18 protein-coding genes are annotated in these 25565 nt (G+C 42.7%); 5 read left to right on the top strand and 13 right to left on the bottom strand.

The genetic code is table 11. The features are described from left to right. Positions 1-100: 100 nt before the first annotated feature. From glsA to IPM71_13105, 12 genes are all read right to left on the bottom strand, one after another. The gene (gene glsA, locus IPM71_13160; GenBank protein QQS50520.1) at positions 101-1120 is read right to left on the bottom strand and encodes a glutaminase A; all 1020 of its coding nucleotides are present in this window, start codon (positions 1118-1120) and stop codon (positions 101-103) included. 199 nt (positions 1121-1319) lie between these two features. Further along, positions 1320-2537: a porin gene (locus IPM71_13155; GenBank protein QQS50519.1), complete on the bottom strand. Its 1218-nt coding sequence runs from the start codon at positions 2535-2537 to the stop codon at positions 1320-1322. A gap of 137 nt (positions 2538-2674) precedes the next feature. Then, positions 2675-3748 carry a type II asparaginase gene (locus IPM71_13150; protein QQS50518.1) on the bottom strand — a complete coding sequence of 358 codons (1074 nt, stop codon included), beginning with the start codon at positions 3746-3748 and terminating at the stop codon, positions 2675-2677. Between the two features lie 122 nt (positions 3749-3870). Next, positions 3871-5304 carry an aspartate ammonia-lyase gene (locus IPM71_13145; GenBank protein QQS52841.1) on the bottom strand — a complete coding sequence of 478 codons (1434 nt, stop codon included), beginning with the start codon at positions 5302-5304 and terminating at the stop codon, positions 3871-3873. Positions 5305-5455: 151 nt separating this feature from the next. Further along, positions 5456-6808: an anaerobic C4-dicarboxylate transporter gene (locus tag IPM71_13140; protein QQS50517.1), complete on the bottom strand. Its 1353-nt coding sequence runs from the start codon at positions 6806-6808 to the stop codon at positions 5456-5458. 186 nt (positions 6809-6994) lie between these two features. Then, entirely contained in the window at positions 6995-8119 is a 1125-nt protein-coding gene (locus IPM71_13135) for a Fic family protein (GenBank protein ID QQS50516.1), read from the bottom strand. Positions 8120-8248: 129 nt separating this feature from the next. Continuing rightward, positions 8249-9727: an alpha-amylase gene (locus IPM71_13130; protein ID QQS50515.1), complete on the bottom strand. Its 1479-nt coding sequence runs from the start codon at positions 9725-9727 to the stop codon at positions 8249-8251. A gap of 56 nt (positions 9728-9783) precedes the next feature. Beyond that, the gene (locus tag IPM71_13125) at positions 9784-12516 is read right to left on the bottom strand and encodes a glucosidase (protein QQS50514.1); all 2733 of its coding nucleotides are present in this window, start codon (positions 12514-12516) and stop codon (positions 9784-9786) included. A gap of 415 nt (positions 12517-12931) precedes the next feature. Continuing rightward, entirely contained in the window at positions 12932-14215 is a 1284-nt protein-coding gene (locus IPM71_13120) for a TolC family protein (GenBank protein ID QQS50513.1), read from the bottom strand. 43 nt (positions 14216-14258) lie between these two features. Continuing rightward, complete coding sequence (locus IPM71_13115; protein QQS50512.1) at positions 14259-17291, bottom strand: efflux RND transporter permease subunit; 3033 nt, start codon at positions 17289-17291, stop codon at positions 14259-14261. 11 nt (positions 17292-17302) lie between these two features. Beyond that, positions 17303-18361 (bottom strand): efflux RND transporter periplasmic adaptor subunit, encoded by a 1059-nt coding sequence (locus IPM71_13110; protein QQS50511.1) that lies wholly within the window; start codon positions 18359-18361, stop codon positions 17303-17305. 124 nt (positions 18362-18485) lie between these two features. Next, a complete protein-coding gene (locus IPM71_13105) occupies positions 18486-18941 on the bottom strand; it encodes an FKBP-type peptidyl-prolyl cis-trans isomerase (GenBank protein ID QQS50510.1) in 456 nt (151 codons plus the stop codon). Positions 18942-19092: 151 nt separating this feature from the next. On the opposite strand from IPM71_13105, the gene IPM71_13100 reads away from it, so the two are divergent. The 4 genes from IPM71_13100 (at position 19093) to IPM71_13085 (ending at position 21876) form a co-directional block, all read left to right on the top strand. After that, positions 19093-19725, top strand: a complete 633-nt coding sequence (locus IPM71_13100) for a hypothetical protein (GenBank protein QQS50509.1) — start codon at positions 19093-19095, stop codon at positions 19723-19725. A gap of 4 nt (positions 19726-19729) precedes the next feature. Beyond that, on the top strand, positions 19730-20041 hold the full coding sequence (locus IPM71_13095; GenBank protein QQS50508.1) for a transcriptional regulator: 312 nt from the start codon (positions 19730-19732) through the stop codon (positions 20039-20041). Positions 20042-20070: 29 nt separating this feature from the next. Next, positions 20071-21411: a cell envelope integrity protein CreD gene (creD, locus tag IPM71_13090; GenBank protein ID QQS50507.1), complete on the top strand. Its 1341-nt coding sequence runs from the start codon at positions 20071-20073 to the stop codon at positions 21409-21411. 75 nt (positions 21412-21486) lie between these two features. Continuing rightward, positions 21487-21876 carry a diacylglycerol kinase family protein gene (locus tag IPM71_13085; protein QQS50506.1) on the top strand — a complete coding sequence of 130 codons (390 nt, stop codon included), beginning with the start codon at positions 21487-21489 and terminating at the stop codon, positions 21874-21876. Positions 21877-21884: 8 nt separating this feature from the next. Here the strand turns inward: IPM71_13085 and IPM71_13080 are convergent, their stop codons facing one another. Further along, complete coding sequence (locus IPM71_13080) at positions 21885-23294, bottom strand: HD domain-containing protein (protein ID QQS50505.1); 1410 nt, start codon at positions 23292-23294, stop codon at positions 21885-21887. Positions 23295-23443: 149 nt separating this feature from the next. Here IPM71_13080 and uvrB point away from each other — a divergent pair, with 149 nt between their 5' ends. Further along, positions 23444-25459, top strand: a complete 2016-nt coding sequence (uvrB, locus tag IPM71_13075; GenBank protein QQS50504.1) for an excinuclease ABC subunit UvrB — start codon at positions 23444-23446, stop codon at positions 25457-25459. Positions 25460-25565 lie beyond the last annotated feature (106 nt).

Here is a 25565-nt window from a genome sequence, read left to right as displayed (position 1 = left end):
AAGACCAGCTGGTTAAAAGAACCAGCTGGCTTAAACTTCTTTATTAAAGTTGGCCGGGTGTATTTAATACCTCATTCAGCTTAACAATAATTCAACTCTATTATTTAGGCTGGATAAGAAATGGATTTACACCCAATTTTTCCACCACATATTTAATAACCAATTGTGCTTTTACGCTGTTACCAGCGGCATCGAGGGGAGGAGAAACCACGGCAATACCAAATTTACCGGGGCAAACTGCCAGTAAACCTCCGCCAACACCACTTTTTGCAGGTAAGCCTGAGTTGTAATACCAGATTCCTGAATCGTCATAAAGGCCTGCAGTAGCCATTACAGGAAGCGTATACATTACAGTAGTGGGAGAAACTACTTTTTTCTTGGTAACAGGGTTCACACCACCGTTTGCCAATGTGGCAGCCATGGTAGCCAAATCTTGCGCACTTACATTAATCGCACATTGTTTGGTATAAATATCGGTTGCCTGTACCGGATCGAAATACATTCTGCCATAGGCTAAAAGCAAATGAGCAATAGCCTGGTTACGAAGGTTATCGCCTGCCTCGCTGATGTATACCGGCATATTTAAGGCTAATGGTCGACCGGCAAATTCGCTATGGAAATCAAGTATGCTTTTCCATTTTGCAGCAGAATCAGCACCGTTCACAAGGCTGGTTGAAGCAATAGCTCCAGGATTTACAAGGGGGTTGATTTCCTTGCCACGCATGCGTTCTACAGCTACTATTGAGTTAAACACTTCGCCGGTAGCATCCACACCAATTTTATCCTGAACAAGCTGAAAGCCTTGTTGCTCAATAACCTGGGCCAAAGTGAACACTTTCGATACACTCTGAATTGAAACCATTGAAGTAATATCGCCTTTGGTAAATACCTGTCCGTCGGCAGTTACCAGTGCTATACCAAAAATATTGGGGTCGACAGTAGCAAGTTCCTTAATGTAATCGGCATTTTTGCCCTCTTTCACATCTTTGTATTTATCATAAGCCTCATCGAGGGCAGCCTGGATTTTTTCTTTGGTTAATTGGTTATCTGCCTGAGCAAAAGTTAATGCGGGCATTAAGAGCATACTTAATAGAAGTGAGCTGAGCACTAGTTTTTTCATTTTATATGATGTTTTGGTTTTTAATTAAAATTACTAGAATGTGACAATGTGAGAATCTGAGAAAGAGGAATTGAATGCATATTTAGGATTAATTGTAAATTCATTCCATCATTCCATCATTCCATCATTCAATCATTCTATCATTCTATCATTCTATCATTCTATCATTCAATCATTCTATCATTCAATCATTCAATCATTACTTTTTATAAAAAGCCTGTGCAAAATTGTATTTGAACGAGAACTGAACTTTGAATATATCTGTACTTTTCAAATAAGCAGGATTCGTCGCATCATCCTTGTAGTTATCGCGAGTAGCATATTGAAGTTCAACACCCATCATTACATTCTCAGCCGGATAGTACATAAGGTTACCCACTGCATAATGTCCTAGGCTAAAAGCATCATAATTCTGCCCATTGGTATTTGCAATATCAAGCATTGACCAGCCTAGTGCAGAACTGAATTTTTTATTCCAGTTGTGGTCGATAAAAGCAACCACACCTAACATAGGTATAGCAACACCTTTATTATCTTCAATTGCCACATCTACAGGGGCATCGTTCATGTAGTTTTGTATTCCGGCACCATAAACCACTTGTCCGCGAAATACATTGTTTTGTCCAATTTTAAGATTTGTGCTCAGATTGAGACCCCAGCCAATTGCATCGCCGCTGTAATCGACACCAATTGTATCCAGGTCTTCCCACTGCATCGACCGAACAATACCGGCCAGCTCAATATAACCAGGATCGATTGCCTGACGGTATTCGAAAGAAAGATCGGGTAAGGGAAACCTTGCTCGAATGTTTTGCAATTCTGAACGTTCAGCAAAAGTACCCCCGTCGGCACTGGCCCCCGGACGTTCCAGAGCTATTGTCATGCGGGTATCGCCCTGTATGGGCATATAGCGAAACTGAACATTGCGGAAGAAAACCATACCATTTGGTCCCCAATATTCCACTGTATTCGGGAACACATCGATATCCATAAAAGGGCTCCAATACTGCCCTACCCCTATTTTACCCAGTTCGGCATAGGCATGACGCAAACGAATAGTAGTCTGCCCTGCATCCACGCCTGTTCCAAACATCTCGAATTCAAACTGGGTTTTTAACACTCCTTTTGAGGTTTCGAAATAATTTTTAAAGCCCAAACGGGTTTGGCGCACACTAAAAAAGAAATTTCCATCTGTGCCATACTCATTTTCATAAGTTGGTAATTTGGTTGGACGCACCACATCAAACCAATCGGGGTGAATCTGGTTAGCGTTGTAACCTGCATCCATCATAATAAACCCATAAATATCCATGCTTTTAGGTGGTTCAGGATCCTGGGCAATCAGGTTCGCAGCAGTAAGAAAAATAACTGCAAGGGTTAAAAATATTAAAGGAATAGAGTTTAGTTTTTTCTTCATAATAGTTTGTGTTAATAATACAGGTAAAAATATTTATTAGACGAACAGCAACAAATACCTATAAATGAGTATTTTTTTTTGTAAAAAAACTGATAGGAATCAAACTAGTTGCATTTATATATTCTCTGTTAACAAAGTTAGTATTCGATAAAAAGACGTTGTAAATCATCCCTGTTTCTTTCTTTCAACAGGGCTAACATGAGCAATACCCTTGCCTTTTGAGGATTTAGTTCGTCAGATGATACCGTGCCATAGTCTATATCAACCACTTCGCCTTGAATTAACACTGCGCCAATGGGCACACGTGTAGCCCTTACCACAGGAATACCAGCGGCAGTTGCTCTTTTGGCAGCTTCCAGGGTAGCGGCAGTCATGTTACCATCGCCCACACCGGCAATTACAATTCCTTTTGCACCGGCTTTTACCATCACATCGATCAAATCGGGAGACATGTCGGCACAAGCATATACAATGTCGACTCGGGGCAAAGCAGTTACTCCTTCTACAGAGAATTCGCTGTTTAATGTATTTTTTCCGGAAGGATTATGAAACCAAAGTATCTGTCCGAAAATAACAGTGCCTATCATTCCTTCCTGCGGTGACTGGAATGTTTGAACAGGGGTAGAAATCATTTTCTTCACATCCTTGGCAGAATGGATTTCGTCGTTCATTACCACCATTACACCTTTTCCTTTGGCATCTTTACTGGCTGCCACAGCAACAGCATTGTACATATTCAACGGGCCATCGGCACTGAGTGCAGTAGAAGGACGCATTGAACCGGTTAATACAACAGGTTTATCACTTTTTACAGTAAGTGTAAGGAAATAAGCAGTTTCTTCCTGGGTATCGGTTCCGTGGGTTATCACAATACCATCGACTGTATCGGTTGCCAATAGTGCATTGATGCGATTAGCCAGGTCGAGCCATACTTTTACGCTCATGTCCTGTGAACCAACGTTGGCAATTTGTTCGCCTCTTAAATTGGCCAAACTGCGGATATTCGGCACCGCGTCGATCATGGCTTCAATTTTCACCTGACCCGAAGTATAGGCCGAACCGGTCGAACTTGCACCTGCCCCGGCAATGGTGCCACCAGTGGCAAGAATTACAATATTGGGCAGCTTTGGAGTTTGAGCAAACACCAGAACACTTGCAAAAAGCAAGATCCCTGAAAAGATATTTCTAAGAGCTGTTTGATTTGTTTTCATTTTTATGGATTTTAAAGTTTATGGTTTTATTTTTTTCGTCTTTGCGAGTGGGGTACGAACGAAACAATCTGAATAAAGGGATCGCTTCGCCCGTACCTCGCTCGCGATGACGGTAATACATTCTATTTCGTTTGTCCTGTCATGGCTGCAGGGTCCAATAGTTCTTTAATCTGATCTTCGGTCAGAAGTTTCTTTTCGCGGATCAGCTCCAGAATTCCTTTGTTGGTTTCGAGTGCTTCCTTAGCCAGTTCGGTAGTTTTCTCATAACCCAGAACCGGATTGAGAGCTGTAACGATGCCCACGCTTCGATTAATGTAATTATCCAGCACAGTTTTGTTTACAGTAATACCTTCGATACACTGGGTGCGGAACAAGGGCATGGTTTTGTAAAACAGGGCTTGCGATTCCATAATGGCAACAGCCACCACAGGTTCGTAGGCATTCAGCTGAAGAAGGCCGTCCTGCGAAGCAAAAGCCACAGTAACATCGTTTCCGATTGCTTTAAAACACACTTCGTTCATTAGTTCAGGCATCACCGGGTTTACCTTGCCTGGCATGATAGATGAACCGGGTTGAAGTGCAGGTAAGTTAATTTCGAAAATTCCGGTGCGAGGTCCGGAAGCAAGAAAAATAAGGTCGCTACTGATTTTCGATAGGGTAATGGCAAAGTTTTTCATGGCCGAAGAATACATCACAAATGCCTGCATACTGGAAGTGGCTGCGATGAGGTCCTTTGCCAAAACTATAGGTTTACCAGTAATCTGAGCCAAGTGCGAGGCACATTTTACACCATAACCCGGAGTAGCAGTAATGCCTGTTCCAATGGCAGTAGCTCCCATGTTTATTTCGTAAAGATATTCTTCTGATTTTTCAAGGGCCGAAATGGCAGCATCGATTTGGTTTGCAAAGGCATGAAACTCCTGCCCTACAGTCATAGGCACAGCATCCTGGCCTTCGGTACGACCCATTTTGATTACATCTTTAAACTCTTCTCCTTTTTGGTGAAATGCTGCCGAAAGGGCTTTGGCCTCTTGTATTACTTTATCATTATGCAGAATTAGGGCTACATGAATAGCAGTAGGATATACATCGTTGGTCGACTGGCCCATGTTCAAATCGTCGTGAGGCTCGATGTATTGGTATTCGCCCTTTTTATGGCCACTCATTTCGAGGGCAATGTTAGCCAAAACTTCGTTGGCATTCATGTTGGCCGATGTACCGGCACCACCCTGATATAAGTCCACCAGGAATTGATCGTGGTATTTTCCCTCTATCACTGCCTGACAGGCTTTTTCAATGGCTGCCAGTTTTTCGTCGCTCAGGCGTTTGCCCACTTCGTTATTAGCGCGGGCGGCTGCCAGTTTCACCATTGCAAAAGCCCTTACATAATCGGGATAAAAATTGGTTTTTACTCCACTCACCTGAAAATTTTCCAGTGCCCTGGCGGTTTGAACCCCGTAATAGGCTTCGTTGGGAATTTGTTTTTCACCTAACAAGTCTTTTTCGGTGCGGGTTTGACCGTAACTGTTTATGCCTGTGAAGCAGGCAATAAGCATTAACAAAGAAATAAGATTTTTCATCGTAAATAATATTTTAATTAGGTTAGATGGAACTCGCATTATGAATTTTGACTTCGTCGATTTTCAATTCATCCTTGTTTGTGTTTTATGATTCATGCTCGTTTCATAATTGGTTAATTATATGGTTTTAGAAGAGAACATTGGTGAGAAGAATTCCAGTAAGCACCGATGCTGCTGTGGTAACAATACCTGGAAGCATAAAACTATGATTCAAGACATATTTTCCGATACGGGTAGTGCCGGTGCGATCAAACTCAATGGCGGCCAAAAGTGTAGGGTAACCCGGAATAAAGAAATGCCCGTTTACCGATGGAAAAATTCCTATCAGTAGGGCTGGTGGTAATCCAAGCGACAAACCCAGCGGCATAAGGGCCTTGGTAGTAGATGCCTGGCTGTACAACAACATGCTCAACGTAAACAAGGCCAGTGCAAACAACCATGGATACTGGGTAACAATGGCTCCTAAAGCGTTTTTGATGGTGTCGAAATTATTGTCCATAAAAGTGCCGCTCATCCAAACTACCCCAAATACAGCAATGGTAGCCTGGCCTCCGGAGGTGAACAAACTAGCTTTTGTTACCTGACCGGCAGTAGTTTTGGCTAAAAGAATAATTAATCCCGTTGCTCCCAGCATAATCATCATAATCATGGAGGGCATTTGCACCTGCCCTGAAGCATTCACTGAAAATCCGGGCATAAAATCCTTCCCTTCGCCAAAATGCGGCAATAAAGATGGGAACGAACCCAGCAATACCACAAAAAATACGGCTGCCGAAAAAATAATCACCGAAGGTATTGCACCTGGTTTAAGTGTAAAATCCGAGTCCTTTTTATTGCCATTGAGACGTTGCACAAAAGCAGGGTCTTTCATTCTTTCGAGAAATTCAGGATCGACAGCCAGTTCTTTTCCACGCTTCCAGACAAAAAGTATCCCTACTAATACCCCCACAATGGTTGCAGGAATGGCAACCATCAGTATATCGCCCAGACCTATTCCACTCATGGTCAATACGGTTAACATGGCGGCAGAAGCTGCAGAAACAGGGCTTGCTGTAATTCCCATGTGTGCGGCTGTTACACTCATGCTCAATGCCCGTTCGGGACGGATTCGTGCCTTGATGGCAACTTCTGCCACAATTGGTAAAATTGAATAAGAGATGTGGGCAGTGCCTGCAAACAAGGTAAAGAAATAAGTAACTATTGGCCCCAGCAGAGTAATTTGCCCGGGGTGCTTGCGCAATATTTTAGCGGCAATATCAACGAGGTATTCCATTCCGCCGGCAGCCTGAAGAGCCGCGGCAGCGGTAACCACACTCAAAATAATCAGCATAACCTCCAGAGGTGGATCGGAAGGTTGTAAACGGAATACAAACAAAAGCACCAGCAAGCCGAGCATACCCATTACTCCCAGGCCTATGCCCGACATACGAGCACCTATGAAAATGCAAATAAGAATAACTGCGAGTTGAAAAAATATCATAATCAGGTTGAATTAGGATGTTAAAAACATTATGAGCCAAGGTTTGATGGTAGAGTTTCGTGTGGTATTTCGAAGTTGTTTTTCATAGTTTACTACCCAATTTATTTACGAGCCATCCCTATGAACATCGGGACTCGAAAACTGCTGAAACCCTTATGTAATCTACCATGTGTTGTCAACTGAGCTTTATCTAAATAGTTTTAAATAATTATCAAACACATAAACTCTACTTCTTTGTCCACCAGTCTTTTCTTTCAATATCTTAAGTCTTTCTAAATCTGAAATCAATTTGTAAGATGATGGCATAGAAATCGATGCAATCTCACCAACCTTGTCCGCTGTAATCATTGGACGTTTATACAAGTAGTCTATAACTTTCTTTGCTTTTAAAGCTCTACTGCCTAATGATTGGATGTCAATATCAATTTGCTTTTGAAGTTGTAGTATATTGTCAAAAGTGACAATTCCATTTTTAGCAGTTTCAATCACTCCCACAAGAAAGAATTTATACCATCGTCCTAAATCATTTTTTTCTCTTACGATTGTTAAATTATCATAGTATAATTGTCTGTTTCGCTCAAAAAAATCAGACAAATACAATACTGGTTTTTGTAATATTCCTTTGCTTACCAAATAAAGCGGAATTATTAATCGTCCTACTCTACCATTTCCATCAAGAAAAGGGTGAATTGTCTCAAATTGGTAATGAACCAGCCCTATTTTAAGCAATTCAGGTATATGAAATTCTTCGTTATAAATAAATTTCTCAATATCACTCATTAGGTCAGGCACAGAGCTGTATACTGGAGGAATAAATACAGCATCATTTATTGTTGCCCCACCAATCCAATTTTGACTAATCCTAAATTCACCGGGTTGTTTTTTTTCTCCTCGCACACCTTGAAGCAATACACGATGAGTTTCTCTTATTAATCGTGATGAAAAAGGAAGTTTATCAAGGAACTTAATAGCCCATTCCATTGCTTTTATGTAGTTCTGAACTTCTTCCCAATCATCTCGTTTATCTAATGGCAAGTCTTCTTTATCTAAAAGGGCTTCATCCATATTGGTTTGAGTTCCTTCAATTTTGCTGCTCTTTGTCGCTTCCTTCAACACATGCATACTGATAAACAATTCGATATTGGGAATATATTTTGAATACATGTCCAATCTCCCTAATTCTCTATCAGCTTGGCTTAACAATTGCAATATTTCCATGTTATCAACTTGCAATTGCCGATTTATAAACTCTGGTTGAAAGCTTTTATAATAACCTTGACTAATATATTGACCAGATTTAAACTGTCTCATGGTTAAATTTTAAATAAAGATAACTCTTATTTAATTATTTATCGATTTTATTAAATAAGAAACCTGCTTATTTAAAAATTATGTTCGTTTCTTTTGTGTAGAATGTTTCTTAGCCTTTTTACAACTATACTATATCTGTTCCAGCCGGAAAATATAATATTTCCAGGGCCCTTCGTCGAAATAAAGCCCTTTGTTCTGAATATCGGATCCTGAATAGCTAAACTCAACTCCGCTGAACAGGTCATTCAACCTCCACTGATGATTTTCCAAACCCTCGAAAGGAAGATGCACATAGCACTGGCTGGACTGCCCGGCAAAGTTTACTACCACCAGTTTCTTCTCATCGTGATTGCCCTCCCACAAATAGCTGATATACGAATCGTGCGATTGATTACCCTCCCAGGCTGGAGTATTTTGGAGCAATTTCCAGTTGCCCTGAGTAAATACCGGTCGCTTTAAGAAATCGAGAATTCGTTGGTAGAAGGTAAACAGACGATCGTCGGTGCGCTCCTTCGGACCCCGCACCAGGTGAGGTGAAATGCGCATCTTCTTTCCTTCGAATTGTCCCTGATGGAAGAAACGCATGCCCGGTGAGAAGTAGGTGAGTATGGCAGCAGCTTCATGTTTTTCGGGAGTAAAGTTATAGGCAGCACGGGCTTCGTCATGGTTTTCGAGAAAACGAACCATGTGTTTCTGGTAATCGACTCCTGCATATAAATGCTCGCGTACAGGTTTGGCATAACCTTCGTGAAGCCGGTCGTAGAGCCTTTTGTCATAAGTATATTCAAAACCCAATTGTTGAAGTGCCCACTCCATATCCCAATAAACTTCTGCCATAAACTTGAAACCGGGGTTTTTACGCTGCGCACTTTCAATAGCCCTCTCCCAAAAAGGAGGGCAATCGATTCCCCAGGTACGCTTAAAAATTTCAGGTAAAACCAGCATGGCCATATCGCAACGAATGCCATCGCATTGGCCGGCAATGCGCACAATCTCTGCTATCTGTGCTTCCTGACAATCGGGGTTGCCATAATTTAGTTGCAAGGTATCGGGCCAGCCGGCAAAATAAGGGTCGCGGCCATGTGCAAAAATAATGTCGCCACCGGCACGCGTGAGTTTGATATAGTTTTGAGGTTCGCGGTAAAGCAATTCTTCATTTCCCTGCACATAGTATGAAGGGTTTTCGCGTACCCAAAAATGGTCTATACCGGTATGGTTGGGAACAAAATCGAGCATCAGTTTTAAATTGCGGTATTTTAGCCGCTGACGCAAGCGGGCAAGGGCAGCATCGCCACCCAAATTTTGGTGCACAGTGTATGCTGTGATGGCAAAACCGGAGCCTTCTATATCGGCCTCCTGCAAATCGGTTAAAGTATGCCTAAATTCTGCCTGCCATTGCGGATAATTTCTGGAAACCCTCTGACCCACGATGCCTGTTTGCCACACGCTCAGCATCCATATCCAATTGAAGCCTTTCGAAGCCCAAAGATCAAGTTCGGAATCGGGAATATCATCGAGAGTAGCCCTTCTTCCTAAAAACTGGGATAATTCGTTGAGCATCACCCGAGTATTAACCTGGTAAAGGCTCGGATAGTTTATTTGTTCCATAATTATGTGCTTAGCCTATTGGGGTTCTTTTTTATCATTGCTCAAACAATATTCTATTAAGACTTTTTAAAGGCAGCTGCCTTGCCTTGCTTTAAAAGGTCCTTCTCATCGACTTGTCCATAAAGTTGAATTATTTTGGCAACCAGACCGGTCCAACCTGTCTGGTGGCTGGCACCCAGTCCGGCGCCATTGTCGGCATGGAAATACTCATAAAAGAGTATCAAATCGCGCCAGTGTGGATCGGTCTGGAATTTCTCTGATCCTCCATAAACAGGGCGTTTGCCATCCTTACCTTTGGTAAAAATACTGCTAAGGCGAGTTGCGAGTTCTTTGCTCACTTCAAAAAGGTTGATCATGTTGCCAGAACCTGTTGGGCATTCTACCTTGAAATTATCGCCATAGTATAAATAAAACTGCTGTAATGCACGAATTAGTAAAATATTGATAGGCATCCATACGGGGCCGCGCCAGTTCGAATTACCTCCAAACATGCCGTTGTTCGATTCGGCTGGCAGGTAATCGACACGAAACTCCTGTCCACCTACGTGCAAAACATAGGGATTTTTTTCATGAAACCTTGAAATAGAGCGAATCCCATGGGGACCAAAAAACTCGTTTTCGTCAAGCATTCTCGAGAGTATTCTTTTAAGCCTGTTGGGGTTAACCAGCGCAAGAATTCCCCTTTCATTAACTCCAAAATAACCTGGACCTGTAGGGTGAATGGAATTCATTAGTTCGGGCATCCGGCGCTGGTTTTCCCTTATAACATTTAAAGCTTCAGGTATACGGTCGCGTTGCTCTTTTTCAATAATGCTGGTGGCACACAAAGGCAATAAACCCACCAGCGAACGTACCTTTAATTTCTTGGCGCTTCCATCGGGCAGGCGAAGTAAATCGTAATAAAAACCATCTTCCTCATCCCACATGCCATCTGTACCCTCAGAATTCATAGCCTGAGCAATAAAGAGAAAATGCTGTGTAAATTTCACTATCATCTCTTCGTAGACTTTATCGTGCATGGTTAGTTCCGAAGCCAGTTCGAGCATATTCTGACTAAAGAGTGCCATCCATGCAGTACCATCGGCTTGCTCCAGGTGTCCACCGGTAGGCAGTGGCGCGCTGCGGTCGAATATTCCAATGTTATCCAATCCAAGAAAACCTCCTTCAAATACGTTTTTACCATTGCGGTCCTTTCGGTTAACCCACCAGGTAAAGTTGATAAGCAATTTGTTGAATGTAGCTTTTAAAAAATCAATGTCGACTTCACCTTTTGTATTCTTATCGATGTTGTGCAAAAAAAGGCTAGCCCATGCATGTACCGGTGGGTTCACATCGCTGAAATTCCATTCATAGGCCGGCATTTGTCCGTTGGGGTGGAGGTAAATGGAACGCAACATTAATTCCATCTGGTGCTTGGCAAAAACAGGATCAACAATGGAGAGCGGGAGCGTATGAAAAGCGAGGTCCCAGGCTGCATACCAGGGATATTCCCATTTATCAGGCATGGAGATAATGTCCATGTTCAGCATATGATACCATTCGGAGTTACGGGCACTTTTGTAGCCTGTATGCAGCGGATTCGAATTATGCTCGTCGAGCCAGTTATCGCCATCGAAAAAAAAGAACTGCTTACTCCATAGCATACCCGCCAGAGCCTGACGCATCACATTGGCTTCGTCGGCGCTGATTCCTGAAGGTGTGAGTGCTTTGTAAAACTCATCGGCTTCCTGAATCCTGTTATCCACTATTGCATCAAAGATTTTTCCAAATACAGTTTGATCAGATGCTGCAACAACTTTTGTTAATCGCAAACGAACAACCGATGTTTGTCCGGCCTCTACTTTCAGTGGATAGTGCGCACAAGCCTTGGTACCTTTTTTATCAGGATTTACGGCTTCAAGCTTTCCGTTCACTATAAAATCGTTAATGCCATCTTTCACATGCGCACTTTCATTTTTATGCCCCGCGAAAAGTTTTTCGTGATTGGTTTCGTTTTCCGTAAAAAGCAGTGCTACATCACCTTCGCAATAAAGCGTATAATCACCAAGTTGTTCATGACTTGCCAAAAGCGAAGAGGTACCTTTTACAGTTTGATTCTGCCGGATGACCGGTTTCGCAGTTGCCCTGTTTGATTCTGTAATCCACTCCGACCAATTGTTGCGGAACCAAAGTGTAGGCAGCAGGTGCAATTCAGCCGCTTCAGCACCGCGATTTACAGCGCTTATTTTTATCAGAATATCATCTGTATTTTCTTTGGCAAATTCTACAAATACATCAAAATACCGGTCGTTTTGAAACACACCTGTATCGAGTAATTCATACTCCATCTCCTCTCTTGACCGCTGACCATTTACCCTTACCAGTTCTTCGTACGGAAATGTAGACTGAGGATACTTATAAAGGTACTTCATGTAGGAGTGGGTGGGTGTGCTGTCGAGGTAGAAATAATATTCTTTTACATCTTCGCCATGGTTTCCCTGGCTGTTGGTCAAACCAAACAAGCGCTCTTTCAATATAGGGTCTTTGCCATTCCAGAGAGCCAGTGCAAAACACAATTGCTGTTTATCGTCGGATATACCCGCTATGCCATCCTCTCCCCAACGGTATGCCCTTGATCGCGCCTGGTCGTGGGTAAAAAAGTTCCAGGCATCGCCATTCTCGCTGTAGTCTTCTCTTACAGTTCCCCACTGACGCTCACTCAGGTAGGGGCCCCATTTTTTCCACGATTCTTTTTTAAGGTTGTCGGCTTCAAGCCTCTTTTGTTCGGAATTTTTTGAAGTTATTGACATAGTTTGTTTGAATTAAATTGTGTGTTTATTACAAGACTCTAAAAATGTCTGCATTCAGAATGATCTATTAAAGTTATGAAATATAAGTATTAACCAATTATAGTTGTTGAATATTTTAGATTCGCCAGAAGGTCAAATGACTCATAAAGCAAAATAATTTATTGATTAAGCTGCAGAAGATCAATACGGATTATGAATTGACCAAATTCTTATATCTAATGGGAAGCAAATCAAGAGGTTTTTAGGATCTATTTGTTCATTTGGATTCTCGCCAAAAAGTGTCAAGAGTTCAAAAGATTGCAAAAAAAACTTACTTCAAGAAATTGTATCCCTTTGTAAATGGAAGAAACAAAAAGTCCACTTATGGCCAGCGCACTGACACAAAGCGGACTTATTATACGATGTTTTTCAGTGATCAGATCGTTCCCGAAACCCTGAAATAAGAGGCACGGGCATAGTAGTAATTCAGGCGTGAATCCAGCACAGAATTATAAGCAAGCAACCAGCTATACTGGGCATCGAGTAGTTCGATGATAGGTGATAAACCAGCCAGGTACCTTTCTTCTATCAGTTTATAGTTCTCGTCGGCTTTTTGAAGAGAAGCTTCGGTTAAGGTAATACGTTGACTTGCTTCTTCGAGCTGATAATAGGTTGAATTGAGTTCAAGCGAAATCTGTTTCTGCAGGTCTTCCATTTCGAGCAAAGATGATTCGTAACCTACTCTTTTTTCGCTTACCTCAAATTGCTTTTTTCCCCAATGAACCAGTGGAACAGAAACAGTTGCCATCAGGGCAGCATTAAAGTTCGGGTTCGGGTCGAGCAATTGAGTATTAGGTGAACCCCATGTGGGAAGTGCCGAAACATACACCTGTGGCATGTATTTCGAACGGGTAAGACTGATGCTTTTTTCGCTGATGTTCACCCTATCTTGTTGAATTGAAATCTCGGGCCGTTGAGTTAATACAGTGTCTAATCCGGCTAAAACGGGTACCATCGATTCAGCGTAAAAGGAGCTTCCGTCCACATCAATAGCTGTGTTGATGTCATAACCAATGATGCGATTGAGTTCCATTATGGCCACTGCATACTGCATACGGCTTTTATAAATCAGGAGCTCTGCTTCGTTTTGTTTCACCTGGGTCATCAACAAGTCATTTTTCGGAACCAGTCCTATTTCCACTTTATCGCTGATAACCTTTACCAATTCATCCAAAAGTGTTTTGTACTTGTACGAAATGCCATTTGCCTCCTTTGCCCAGGTAGCGTTCCAATAACGCACTTCGGTTTGAAAAAGAATTTCGTCGGTAGTAAGCATAAGGGTATTTCCTGCAATACTTTGTTCAAATCGTGCGATTTCAGTCTGGGTTTTCACCTGGCCACCCTGGTATACATTCTGCACTAGGGCAGCATTCACCTGATACAAATTATGGTCGCCTTCATAAAGGCTGTTGCCAAGTTCTATTGAAACAGGTGTTGCGAGGTATTTAAAATGTCCGCCAGCCTCTAAGTATGGGTAAAAATCGCGTGTAGTAGCTTTGGTCTTGGCTTCGGCGCTACGCATGAGGTTTGCTGCAATTTTAATGCTGATATTGCTGTCGACCACAATGTTTCGGCAATCCTCGAGACGTAGTATTTGCTGAGCCCTAAGGCTTATACCGGTGAAAACTACCAGAACTATCAGGCTTAATCTTTTAATCATATCGGAATAAATTTTATTTTATGAATCAGTTTTTCAATCTGTCTTATTCGCTTTTTACCTTATAAAATATCACATAGAGTGCAGGCACCACAATCACTGTAAGCATGGTTGCTGCAAACAACCCACCCATTATGGCTGCGGCCATTCCACCAAACATGGGGTCGGGTAAGAGTGGGGCCATTCCAAGAATGGTAGTTCCTGCGGCCATGGAAACAGGCATTACCCTCGACCGGGTAGCAAGTTTAATAGCCTGGTAATGCGTCTTACCTTCGGCAATCTCAATGTTCACCTGATCCATCAATACAATGGCATTCTTGATGACCATTCCAATAAGTCCCAGTACACCCAAAATGGCAAAGAAACCAAAAGGAGCACGGGAAACCAGAAGTGCCAGTGTAATACCTATCATCATAAAAGGTACTGTGAGCATGATTATGATAGGTTTTTTAAAACTATTAAACAACAGAGTAAGCGTAAGCAGTATAATGAAAATCATGATTGGCATCTTCGCTTTGATAGCATTCTGGGTACGGGTCTGGTTGCGGTACATTCCATCGTACATCATGCTGTAACCATCGGGTAAGGCAATCTGTTCCATCAAGGGGAAAAGCTTTGCCTCCAGTTCGGGTGTTTCAATACCCTGAATAGGATCGCACTGTGCGGCTAAACCGGGTTGACGATCGAAGCGACGGATGACAAAATTCTTCCAGTCGGTACCCTGCTTTTCTACTACCTGATTAAGAAGTACGGCCTTGCCGGTAGTGGAAAAAACGGGAGTATTACCCAGGTTTGACAAGTCGGTTTTTCCAAAATTTTCGTCTTTCAAAACAATGGAAATGCTCTTATCTTTTTCACGGTAATCGCCCACCGGAATACCGTTGGTAAGACTCCGCAATGAATAGGCCATGCTTTCTTTGGTTACACCAAGCAACTGACCACGGTTTTGAGAATATACCGGTTCCCAAACCGGAACTTCCTGCCCCCAGCTATCGCGCACATTCTGTGCAAGAGGTTCTTTTTCCATAATGGCCTTGGCTTGCTCGGCAAGTCCGCGAAGCACATTGGCATCAGGTCCTTTGAACATCACTTCGATATCGGCATCGGGCAAGGGCGAAACTTTGAAGAATTGCATCACAGCCGTTGACCCGGGCAGGTTATCTTGGATAAAACGTTCGAGGTCATTCTTTACCTTTTCTGTTTCGTCGGAACTCTTCGCTTCCACCAAAAGATTGGCAAAGTTGGTCATAGGCCCAAAACTGGTCGATGCAAGGTAATACCTTAATGGAGAGGCTCCCAGAGTTACAGAAACTTGCTTTACATCTTCGTGCGAAAGAAGGTACTCTTCGATAAGTTTTATATCGGCTTCGGTTTTATAGATCGAAGTTCCGGTAGGTAACCAATAATCGACCTTAAAATAAGGCTTGCTGATGGCCGGAAAAAAACTTCGTTTCGTTTGGCTGAAAGCAAGCAGGGATAAGACAAATACACCTACCACAATACCCATGGTAAAATAAGGCCTGGTAAGTATTTTTTTCAGAAAGCTGTCGAACCAGTTGTAAAATTTATTGTCATAGGGGTCTTTGTCTCCAGATGCTTTCACCTTAAGCATAAACTCGCCATATACAGTAGTTTGTACCAGGGCAAAAATCCAGCTAAGCATCAAAGAAATAGCCAAAACAATAAAAAGAGGCTTAATAATTTCTGCGGCATTGGAACCCGCCAGATAAAGCGGTAGGAAGGAACAAACCGCTATCACCGTAGCACCAAGCAAACCCCATTGAGGGATAGTGGCCCCATCGATCAGTGCTTTTCGCAAGGGTACGCCTCTTTTCATGGCTACCATAGCATTGTCGGTAACCACAATTGCATTATCCACCAGCACACCCATGGCAATGATAAAAGCAGCCAAAGAGGTACGGTGCAGACTTTCGCCTATAAAGAGCATCACCATAAGAGTACCTAAAATACTAAACAGCAAGCTGGTGCCGATGAGCACACCGGCCCGCATTCCCATGGTGAGCATCAGAAGAAATACCACGATCACGATGGAAATAATCAGGTTAACGATAAAGTTTGTATTCGCTGCACTGGCTATTTCGTCTTCGAAATAAATACCTTCGATTTCTATACCGATAGGAATTTGTTGTTTAATTTGCTTCAATTGCTCTTTCACCAGTGCTCCCACATCCACCACATTGGCATCGAGGGGGGTTGATATACCCATGCCAATTGCCAGTTTTCCATTAAAACGCATCATGATCACCGGAGGATCGAGGTAAGCCTTTTCGATGATGGCAATATCGCTTAAGCGGAACTGCCGGTTATCGGGGCCATTGATAATCACATTACCGATATCCTGAATACTCCTAAAATCGCCTTCAGCTTTAATTTTGAGTTGCGTATCGCCTGCCCTCAAATCGCCCGAATTGATTAGTATGTTCTGCGACTTCAATGCTGAAGCAATGGATGAAGGTGGAATACCCAAATTCGATAAACGTTCTTGCGATATGAATACATTCACCACTTCAACCTGTTCACCAAAAAGAGATACTTTCGATACCCCCTTGATTGGAACCAGATTTTTTTTGATATAATGGGCATAATCTCTTAGTTCCGAGGCTGTATATCCATCTTCGGCCACTACAGCAAAATACAAACCATACACATCGCCAAAGTCATCGTTAATTTCGATGGGCGAAGCTCCCGGAGGTAGTTTCCCTTCGGCTGTTTTTACTTTTCGTCTGAGTTCATCCCAAAGCTGAGGCATGTCTTCGGCTTTATAAGTCTCGTACATGTTCACAAAGATTTTCGACATGCCATAATACGATTCGGAACGGAGAAACTCCACTCCACGCGAACCTTGTACTTCTCTTTCAACAACCTCCGTAATAAGTTCCTCCACCTCTTCCGGCGTTGCACCAGGATAATACGTCGTTAAAACTGCTATTTTAATCACGAAGGGGGCATCTTCCTTCTTACCCAATGTTTTGTAGCCGATAAATCCCAGAACCAGCACAAAGATTAGAATCATGTGGATAACGTACTTGTTATCCAGGGCATATTTTGCAATATTCATGGTTGGCAGGATTAATTAGTGGTAAGCAATTTAACTTTCTGGTTCTCGCTAAGCCTGTTGGCACCAGCAATGACTACAGTTTCGCCCTGATTCAATCCATCTGTTATCAATATCATATCGTTACCCGACAGGGTGCCAATTTTAACGTTGCGCCTGTTCACTAACATCGAATCGCTCAACACCCACACGTACTTTTGTTCGTTTTCAGGGACTTCGTAGACTGCTGTAATGGGTACCGCAATTCCTTCGCTGCTTACTTTACTCTCATCCTTTTTTAATACAACCTGCACATTACAGCTCATGCCCGGAGTTAAACGGTATTGAGTGTTCATGTTATCTTTTTCACGCAACACAATGGTAACCGGTATGCCCGCACTACCCACCGACTTCTTTTCAACCTGTTTCATGTCTGCTTCGAATACTTTATCAGGGTAAGCGTCGAAATTTACAAGGAAATAATCATAATTTCGGTAAAGCATGGCTACCTGATCGGGGACAGAGAATTTCACTTCCATGGCAGAAAGGTCCAACAGGCTCACGATGGGCTGTCCGATGGTCACTCTCTGATAATTCTCTACAAATTTCTGGTCGATATAGCAATCGAAGGGAGCGACAAGACGCACATCGACCATCGCATTTTTAGCCGCCTCATAGGCCGATCTGGCTTCGAGGTACACAGCCTGCTTCTGGTCATATTCGTTTTGCGAAACAGCATTGCGTGTTAAGAGTTCCCTAAAACGCTCTTCTTCTGCTCTTGCCTGAATGTAGCGTCCTTCTTTCGCCGACAGGTCTACCCTGAAATCGCGCGAATCAATTTCGGCAATTAATTGCCCCTTCAACACTTTCTGACCTTCCACAGCATTTAGCTTCACCAGCGGACCTGCCACGCGAAAAGCCATTTCAACTGTTTGAACTTCTTGGGATACACCCGGGAATTTGGCTCCGGATAATTCTTTCACCGTGCTGATAGTCATGGTGCGCACAGGCCGGATCAGAACTTCTTCAGGTTGGTTTTTGCAGCCCACCAGCAAGAGAGGTAGCAATAAAAAGCTAATCAGAAATTGTTTCATGGTTTTTATGGATAATAAATTATTAAAATCGAATCATGGCTAAAGTTATGCTATTATATGTTTTGTACAGTCAAAAAACAGATGGATAAGAATCAATGTGTATCATCCAGCTATAAGAAGCTATTTATTGCGCTAAGCTGGAATAAAAATCGATAAGCTCCACTTCAAAAATCAGGATGGAATTGGCAGGAATACTACCCACAGTTTTATTTCCATAGCCCAAACTGGAAGGAATGTAAAGAATCCCTTCACCTCCACGATTGAAAAGCGGCAATCCATATTGAAAACCGGCTACAAGACTGCTAAGCAAGTAATAATCGAGAGTACCCGAATCGAACACAGTACCATCGAGCAAATAACCAGTATAGCGCACCTTCACTTTTGAGTTTATGTCAGGATAACTCCCCTGGCCTGGCTGGTCAATGCTGTAATACAAACCCGACGAATGGCGTGTGGCTGTTAACTCATTCTCTAAAAGGTATTGCGTGATAATTTCTTCGTCCAACTCAGCTTGAGGTACACTCTCTGAGCACGAAAACATTAGAACTGGAATTAAAATAAGGAGGAGTAAATAACGCATAGTATTTTTTTGCGATAAAGTTAAAAGATTTTCACTCAGTGTGCCCGCATTGCAGCTATTTTTTGAATTAAGCAATTTTAACAAATTAGTATCAAAATTCTTTTGGTAATAATTACTAAATAGTTTTACTTTGTATTTCAAAGTACTTTTTATGAAACAAAATCCACACGATCAAATCCTCGAAATCCGAACCATGATGGAACGCTCCTCTCGCTTTATTTCCCTGAGTGGTATTTCCGGAATACTGGCAGGCACTATTGCTCTTTCAGGCGCCGCACTGGCATTCTTTTACCTCAACTACGATCGGCGCTACTTCGAAGCACAAGAATACTTCTCAGCGTCCTCGCCCATTACCAGCCAAAAAATATGGTTTTTAACGACAACAGCGCTGGTTGTACTTATTTTAGCCATTGGGCAGGCTATTGTGCTTACTACCCGAAAAGCACGCAAACAGGGAATTAAAATCTGGTCTTTTGCCACCCGGCAAATGCTCATCAGCCTAATGGTTCCGCTGCTTGCAGGTGGTATTTTTTGTTTGGCACTTTTGCTGCATAGTATCGTTTACCTTGTGGCTCCGGCCATGCTCATTTTTTATGGTCTAGCCCTGATTCAGGCAAGCAGGCACACACTGGGTGAAATCCGATGGCTGGGTTATAGCGAACTATCTCTTGGCCTATTGGCTACTTTAATTCCGGGTTATGGTTTATTGGCCTGGGCATTTGGATTTGGAATCCTGCACATTGTGTATGGATGGATAATGTACCAGCGGTACGACAAGCAATAATCAAGTGAAAAACCTGATAACAGCCCTAAATAAAAGCTTCGAAAGCCGCATCCGGCTTGGAATTATGTCGGTGTTGATGGTGAATGAAACCATGGACTACAAGGCATTGAAGGAGCTTTTGGAGGCCACCGATGGTAACCTTGCCAGTCATCTGGCTGCCCTGGAAAAGAACGGAATGCTGGAAGTTCAGAAACAGTTTATTGGCCGTAAACCCAATACACGATATCGGGCTACCATGAAAGGACGTGATTTATTTAATGAACACCTCGAAAATCTCAACCGCTTGATTCAAAGCCAAAAATCAATAAAAGAATAACAATTTACCTATTCATTAAAAATAATCGTATGGCACCGCAAAAAGAAGAAAAACAAAAACGTTTTCGCAACTCTATCAGTCTTAAATTGGTGGTTGTGATCATCCTCTCCTTGATTCTGCTCATCCCCTCTCTTATGATCCGCGAATTGATTGATGAGCGGGAAACAACCAAAGACCAAACCATCAAAGAAGTCACTGCGAAATGGGGAGCTCCCCAGGAAATTACCGGTCCAGTGCTGGTTGTGCCCTTTACCGAGCGCGAATATCTTTCGAACGGTAATTACCAGGATAATCTAAGGTATTTTAACATACTCCCGGACGAACTGAACCTGAATGGCTACCTTACTCCTGCTTTACGCAGCCGAAGCATTTACAAAGTAATTACCTACAACAGCCAGCTTCAGATTGAAGGAAGCTTCAGCATCGAAAACCTTAAAGCCAGACCTGATAAATTCCATAAGATCTACTGGGAAGATGCCCGACTGGTATTAGGAATAAGCGACCTGCGAGGGGTTACTGAAAAGATTGAACTGAAATGGAACGAAGAGAGTCTTTCTTTTTCACCGGGTTATTACAATTGCTCGATGTTTATGTCTGGCATAAATGCCCCTGTGAAGTTGACAGAAGAAAAGCCCTGTCGTTTTTCCCTCGAAGCAAATTTAAACGGCAGTGAATCGATGTTTTTTACCCCCGTAGGCAGCAGCACGCATATAAAACTCAGTTCAAACTGGAGTACGCCCAGTTTTGATGGAAGCTTTTTGCCTGCAGAACGGTCGGTAAGCGACAGTGGGTTTGTAGCCGAATGGAGCATCATTGAAATGAACCGTACCTATCCACAAGCCTTCTCGGGCGACAGCTATACAAGCTATACCGACTACCAGCGCTTTGGCGTAAAACTGCTCATGCCGGTAGATACTTACCAAAAAGCCACCCGTTCGGTAAAATATGCCTTTCTCTTTATTGCACTCACCTTTCTGGTAGTATTCTTCTCCGAAATATTAGGCAAAAAGCGTGTTCACCCGGTGCAGTATTTGATTATAGGTTTAGCCCTTGTGGTTTTCTACAGCCTATTAATTGCCCTGGCCGAACACATTACTTTCAACCTGGCTTATCTGGTTTCCAGCATCGTAATTATTGCCATGATTGGAGCTTATGTACAGGCAATCTTTAAAGCGCTGAAAACAACCATTACAATCACGGGGGTACTTACTCTTTTGTACCTGTTCCTTTTCACCATCCTGCAAATCTCTGACTACGCCCTGCTTTTAGGGAACATCGGGCTGGTAATAATTCTTGGTATGGTAATGATTTATTCGAAAAAAGTCGACTGGTATGGACAGGAAACCTTATCGAAGAAGTCAGAACAATAGTCAAATCATTGGGTTAAGATTGCCTCAGAAGCTCTATTGGCTGTTACTTTTTGTACTTGCTAAATTGATCGTATTATGCAACCGAAAGTAAATAAAAAAGGAATTCGTCATCAGTTAAAATCATTCAGATGGGCCTTTCAGGGCCTGTCTGAATTTTTTCAGATCGAAACAAAAGCAAGAATACATCTTGTTGCTTCAGCAATAGCTGTATTTACAGGCGCTATACTTTCGATTGAAATAAAAAGTTGGTTGTTTATTCTTTTAGCAATTGCTCTGGTTTTTATGGCTGAAATAATCAATACGGCGCTGGAGACAGTTGCCGAAACCCTGCCCGATAATTTTGACAGCAAAAGAAAAACAATTAAAGATCTGGGAGCTGGAGCTGTACTGATATCGGCAGCATTTGCCCTGGTAACAGCCTTGCTAATTTTTATTCCTGCCCTGAAAGATTGGGTTAAGCAATAGACAAAATACTAGTCGCAACAGCCTTCGTCGATAAGCTTTTTAATGCGTTCGATCTGCTTTTGCTTGTTTACTTCGCGAAGTGATTGTGCAGTTTGTGTGAAATACTGGTGACCCGAGATAAATTTCACCTGCAGTTGGTTCCAGGCGATCAGCGAAGATATTTTATTCATCTCATGAAGCTCACGGTATAATGCATTTGATACCGGAATCATGTCGGTGCGGCCCAGGTAATCGAGGTCGGCATCGCACATTATTCTTTCCAGGGCATTTTTAGGTGCGGGTGGTAATTTGGTCGATTGTATTAAATCACAGATCATATCAATCTGCCGCTGGGTGTAAAAATAATCGGGTAAAATTTCGCGGACAATCAAGGTACTAAAATGCTCATGGTCATCGTAAGAGAGTATATGGCCAGAATCGTGAAACAAAGCAGCTGTTTTCAGTAAGAGAAGTTCCTCGTCGTTAACACCTTCGCCAATACCAATGAGTTCGGCCTGGGTAACCACATCGATAGTATGTTTGACGTTGTGGTAATAAAGGTACGAAGGCAATTCGCGCTCGAGCTTGTTGAGCATCAGCTCCTGCAAATCGGTAAATTGAATAAGTCCAAAACGCACACTGAAGTGCTTGTTGGGTATAATTCCTTTTTTCTGAAGCGAATACTCACTTTTAATGCCTTTTACATAATACAATTCAATATCACCCTTGTATTTCACAGGCATACGCGAAGAATACTCGCAGACAAAAAGGTCTTTGATAAGCTCGTATGTATTCTCAGAAATTAATATACCACCTGCTTCGCTAAAAGAGCGCACACGAGTAGCCAAATTCACAGTTTCGCCTTTAACCTCGTATTGTATTTTTTTACGACCCGACATCACAGCAGTAACCGGACCGGTGTGAATACCAAATCGTAAGTCCCAGATACGTTCCATTCCATAAGCCCGCTGCAGGTCGCGCACATAATAATGCATCTCCACAGCAGCCAGTACTACTTCGATGGGGTTGGTTGTGTTTTTATGCGGAATACCCCCGGCACACATAATAGTATCTCCGAGTGTGCGAAGTCGTTTGATTTCGTATTTCGAAATTATTTTCTCGAGTTCAAGAAATATCTCATCGAGATTATCCACCAGCTGGTTGCTATTCATCTCGCCCGAAATCTTGTTGTACCCCTGGGCATCGGCATAAAGCACCGTAGCCATTTTAAAACGTAGAATATTCTTGGGAGCCTGCTTGCTGGGCTGTACATCTTTATGTTCTAGACGGTAACGTGAAGCCAGATTTTTGTATTTTTCGAGCTCACTGCCAACCTGCTCAACTTGTTGCCGCAGACGGAAATTTTCTTCCTCCAGGTTTTTTATCTGAGAGATCAGCTCTGCGATGTGTTTGATTGAGCTTTTATTGTCTGAATTCATAAAGATTGAATTGGCCTTACCCGAAGATTGGTTGTTTGGTTGGTTATCGTTTTGGTTTAACTAATTTTGAACTCAATTGGTTTCAGTTGGTTGTTAAAAGTTAGAGTTTTTTTTGACGAGCGGCAAATTTTTAATTACTATTTTCTCACATGAAATTCAGATTAACTTCTGCATACAAACCTACAGGCGATCAGCCGGAAGCAATTCGGCAACTTACCGATGGCCTATTAAACAACCTGCCTTACCAGACTTTGCTGGGTGTTACCGGATCGGGAAAAACTTTTACTGTTGCCAATGTAATAGAAAAAATCGAAAAACCAACATTGGTCTTAAGTCATAATAAAACCCTTGCTGCACAGCTTTTTGGGGAATTCAAGCAATTTTTTCCAGACAATGCCGTGGAGTATTTTGTTTCGTATTACGATTATTACCAACCCGAAGCCTATCTGCCGGTTTCGGATACCTATATTGAAAAAGACCTTTCGATCAACGAAGAAATTGAGAAACTTCGATTAAGTGCTACCTCCTCCCTTCTTTCCGGCCGGCGCGATGTAATTGTGGTCTCCTCAGTAAGCTGCCTCTATGGTATTGGCAACCCCGATGATTTTTACAGCAATACCATACAATTAAAAAAGGGGCAAACAATCAGCCGGAATGTGTTTTTACGCAGCCTCGTCGACAGCCTTTACAGCCGGAACCAGGTAGAGTTTAAAAGGGGCAATTTCAGGGTCAATGGCGATACGGTAGATATTTACCTTGCCAACGCAGATTATGCTTACCGTGTTGTTTTTTGGGGCGATGTCATCGAAGAACTCGAATCGCTCGACCCGTTGAATGGACATATAATCGAAAGCCACGAGCAGGTTACAATCTTCCCTGCTAACATTTTTATGACAGCCAAGTACCGGATGAAACAAGCTATTGAGGAGATACAGGATGACCTGGTGAAACAAATTGACTATTTCAATAAAATAGGCAAGCCTTTGGAAGCCAAACGAATAAAAGAAAGAGTGGAGTACGATCTTGAAATGATTCGTGAGTTGGGGCACTGCCCCGGAATTGAAAATTACTCGCGCTATTTCGATGGCCGTAAACCCGGCACACGTCCATTCTGTCTGATAGACTATTTCCCGAACGATTTCTTAATGGTTATCGACGAGAGCCATGTCACCATACCTCAGATAAGAGCTATGTTTGGAGGCGACCATAGCCGCAAACAAAACCTTGTGGAATATGGTTTCAGGTTGCCTGCAGCTGTGGATAACCGCCCGCTAAAATTCGACGAATTTGAGGGCCTTGCCCCCCAAACCATTTATGTGAGTGCCACCCCGGCGGAATATGAGCTTATCCGGTCGGAAGGTGTGGTGGTAGAACAAGTGGTAAGGCCCACCGGCTTGCTCGATCCAGTGATTGAAGTGCGCCCCAGTTTGCACCAGATCGATAACCTGCTGAAGGAGATCAAACTCACCATCGGCAATTCGGAAAGAGTGCTGGTAACCACTCTAACCAAGCGCATGGCTGAGGAACTATCCGGGTACCTCCTGCGTGTCGATATAAAATGCAGGTATATCCATTCCGACATCGATACCCTCGAACGCATAGAAATTATGGAAGGCCTGCGAAAAGGCACCTTTGATGTATTAGTAGGCGTCAATTTGCTACGAGAAGGGCTAGACCTTCCGGAAGTTTCGCTGGTAGCTATACTCGATGCGGATAAGGAGGGTTTTCTGCGCTCGGAGCGTTCGCTTACACAAACAGCCGGTAGGGCTGCCCGTAACCTTAACGGTCGCGTAATTATGTATGCCGATAAAATTACTCGCTCGATGCAACTTACTATCGACGAAACAATCCGGCGCAGGGAGAAACAGTTACAATACAACCTCGAAAATGGCATCACGCCTACACAAATTGTAAAACCGACATCCACCATTTTGCAAAGTGTAAAACAGGTTTCGGGTGAAAAATATGCCTATACCGAGCCAGAGAAACCGGATATTGCAGCCGATCCGGTAATTAAATACATGGATGGCCATGCCCTGGAAAAAGCCATTGAGATGGCTCGAAAAAAAATGGAAGCAGCGGCTTCCAAACTCGAATTTATCGAGGCTGCCCAATACCGCGATGAAATGAACAAACTGAAGGAATTACTGGCAGGTAAGAAATAAACTTTTTACCCAAACACTTCTTAAGGCAAATAAAAATGATATTGAATGCATCTTCGTACCAGCAGTTATTTGAGTTTGATTAAAAGGAATTCCTTAGATCCTTTCC

This window comes from Bacteroidota bacterium (assembly GCA_016699695.1).
Taxonomy (GTDB): domain Bacteria; phylum Bacteroidota; class Bacteroidia; order Bacteroidales; family UBA10428; genus UBA10428.
Note: the sequence above shows the minus strand (reverse complement) of the source record. Positions and strands in the feature narration are given on the sequence as shown.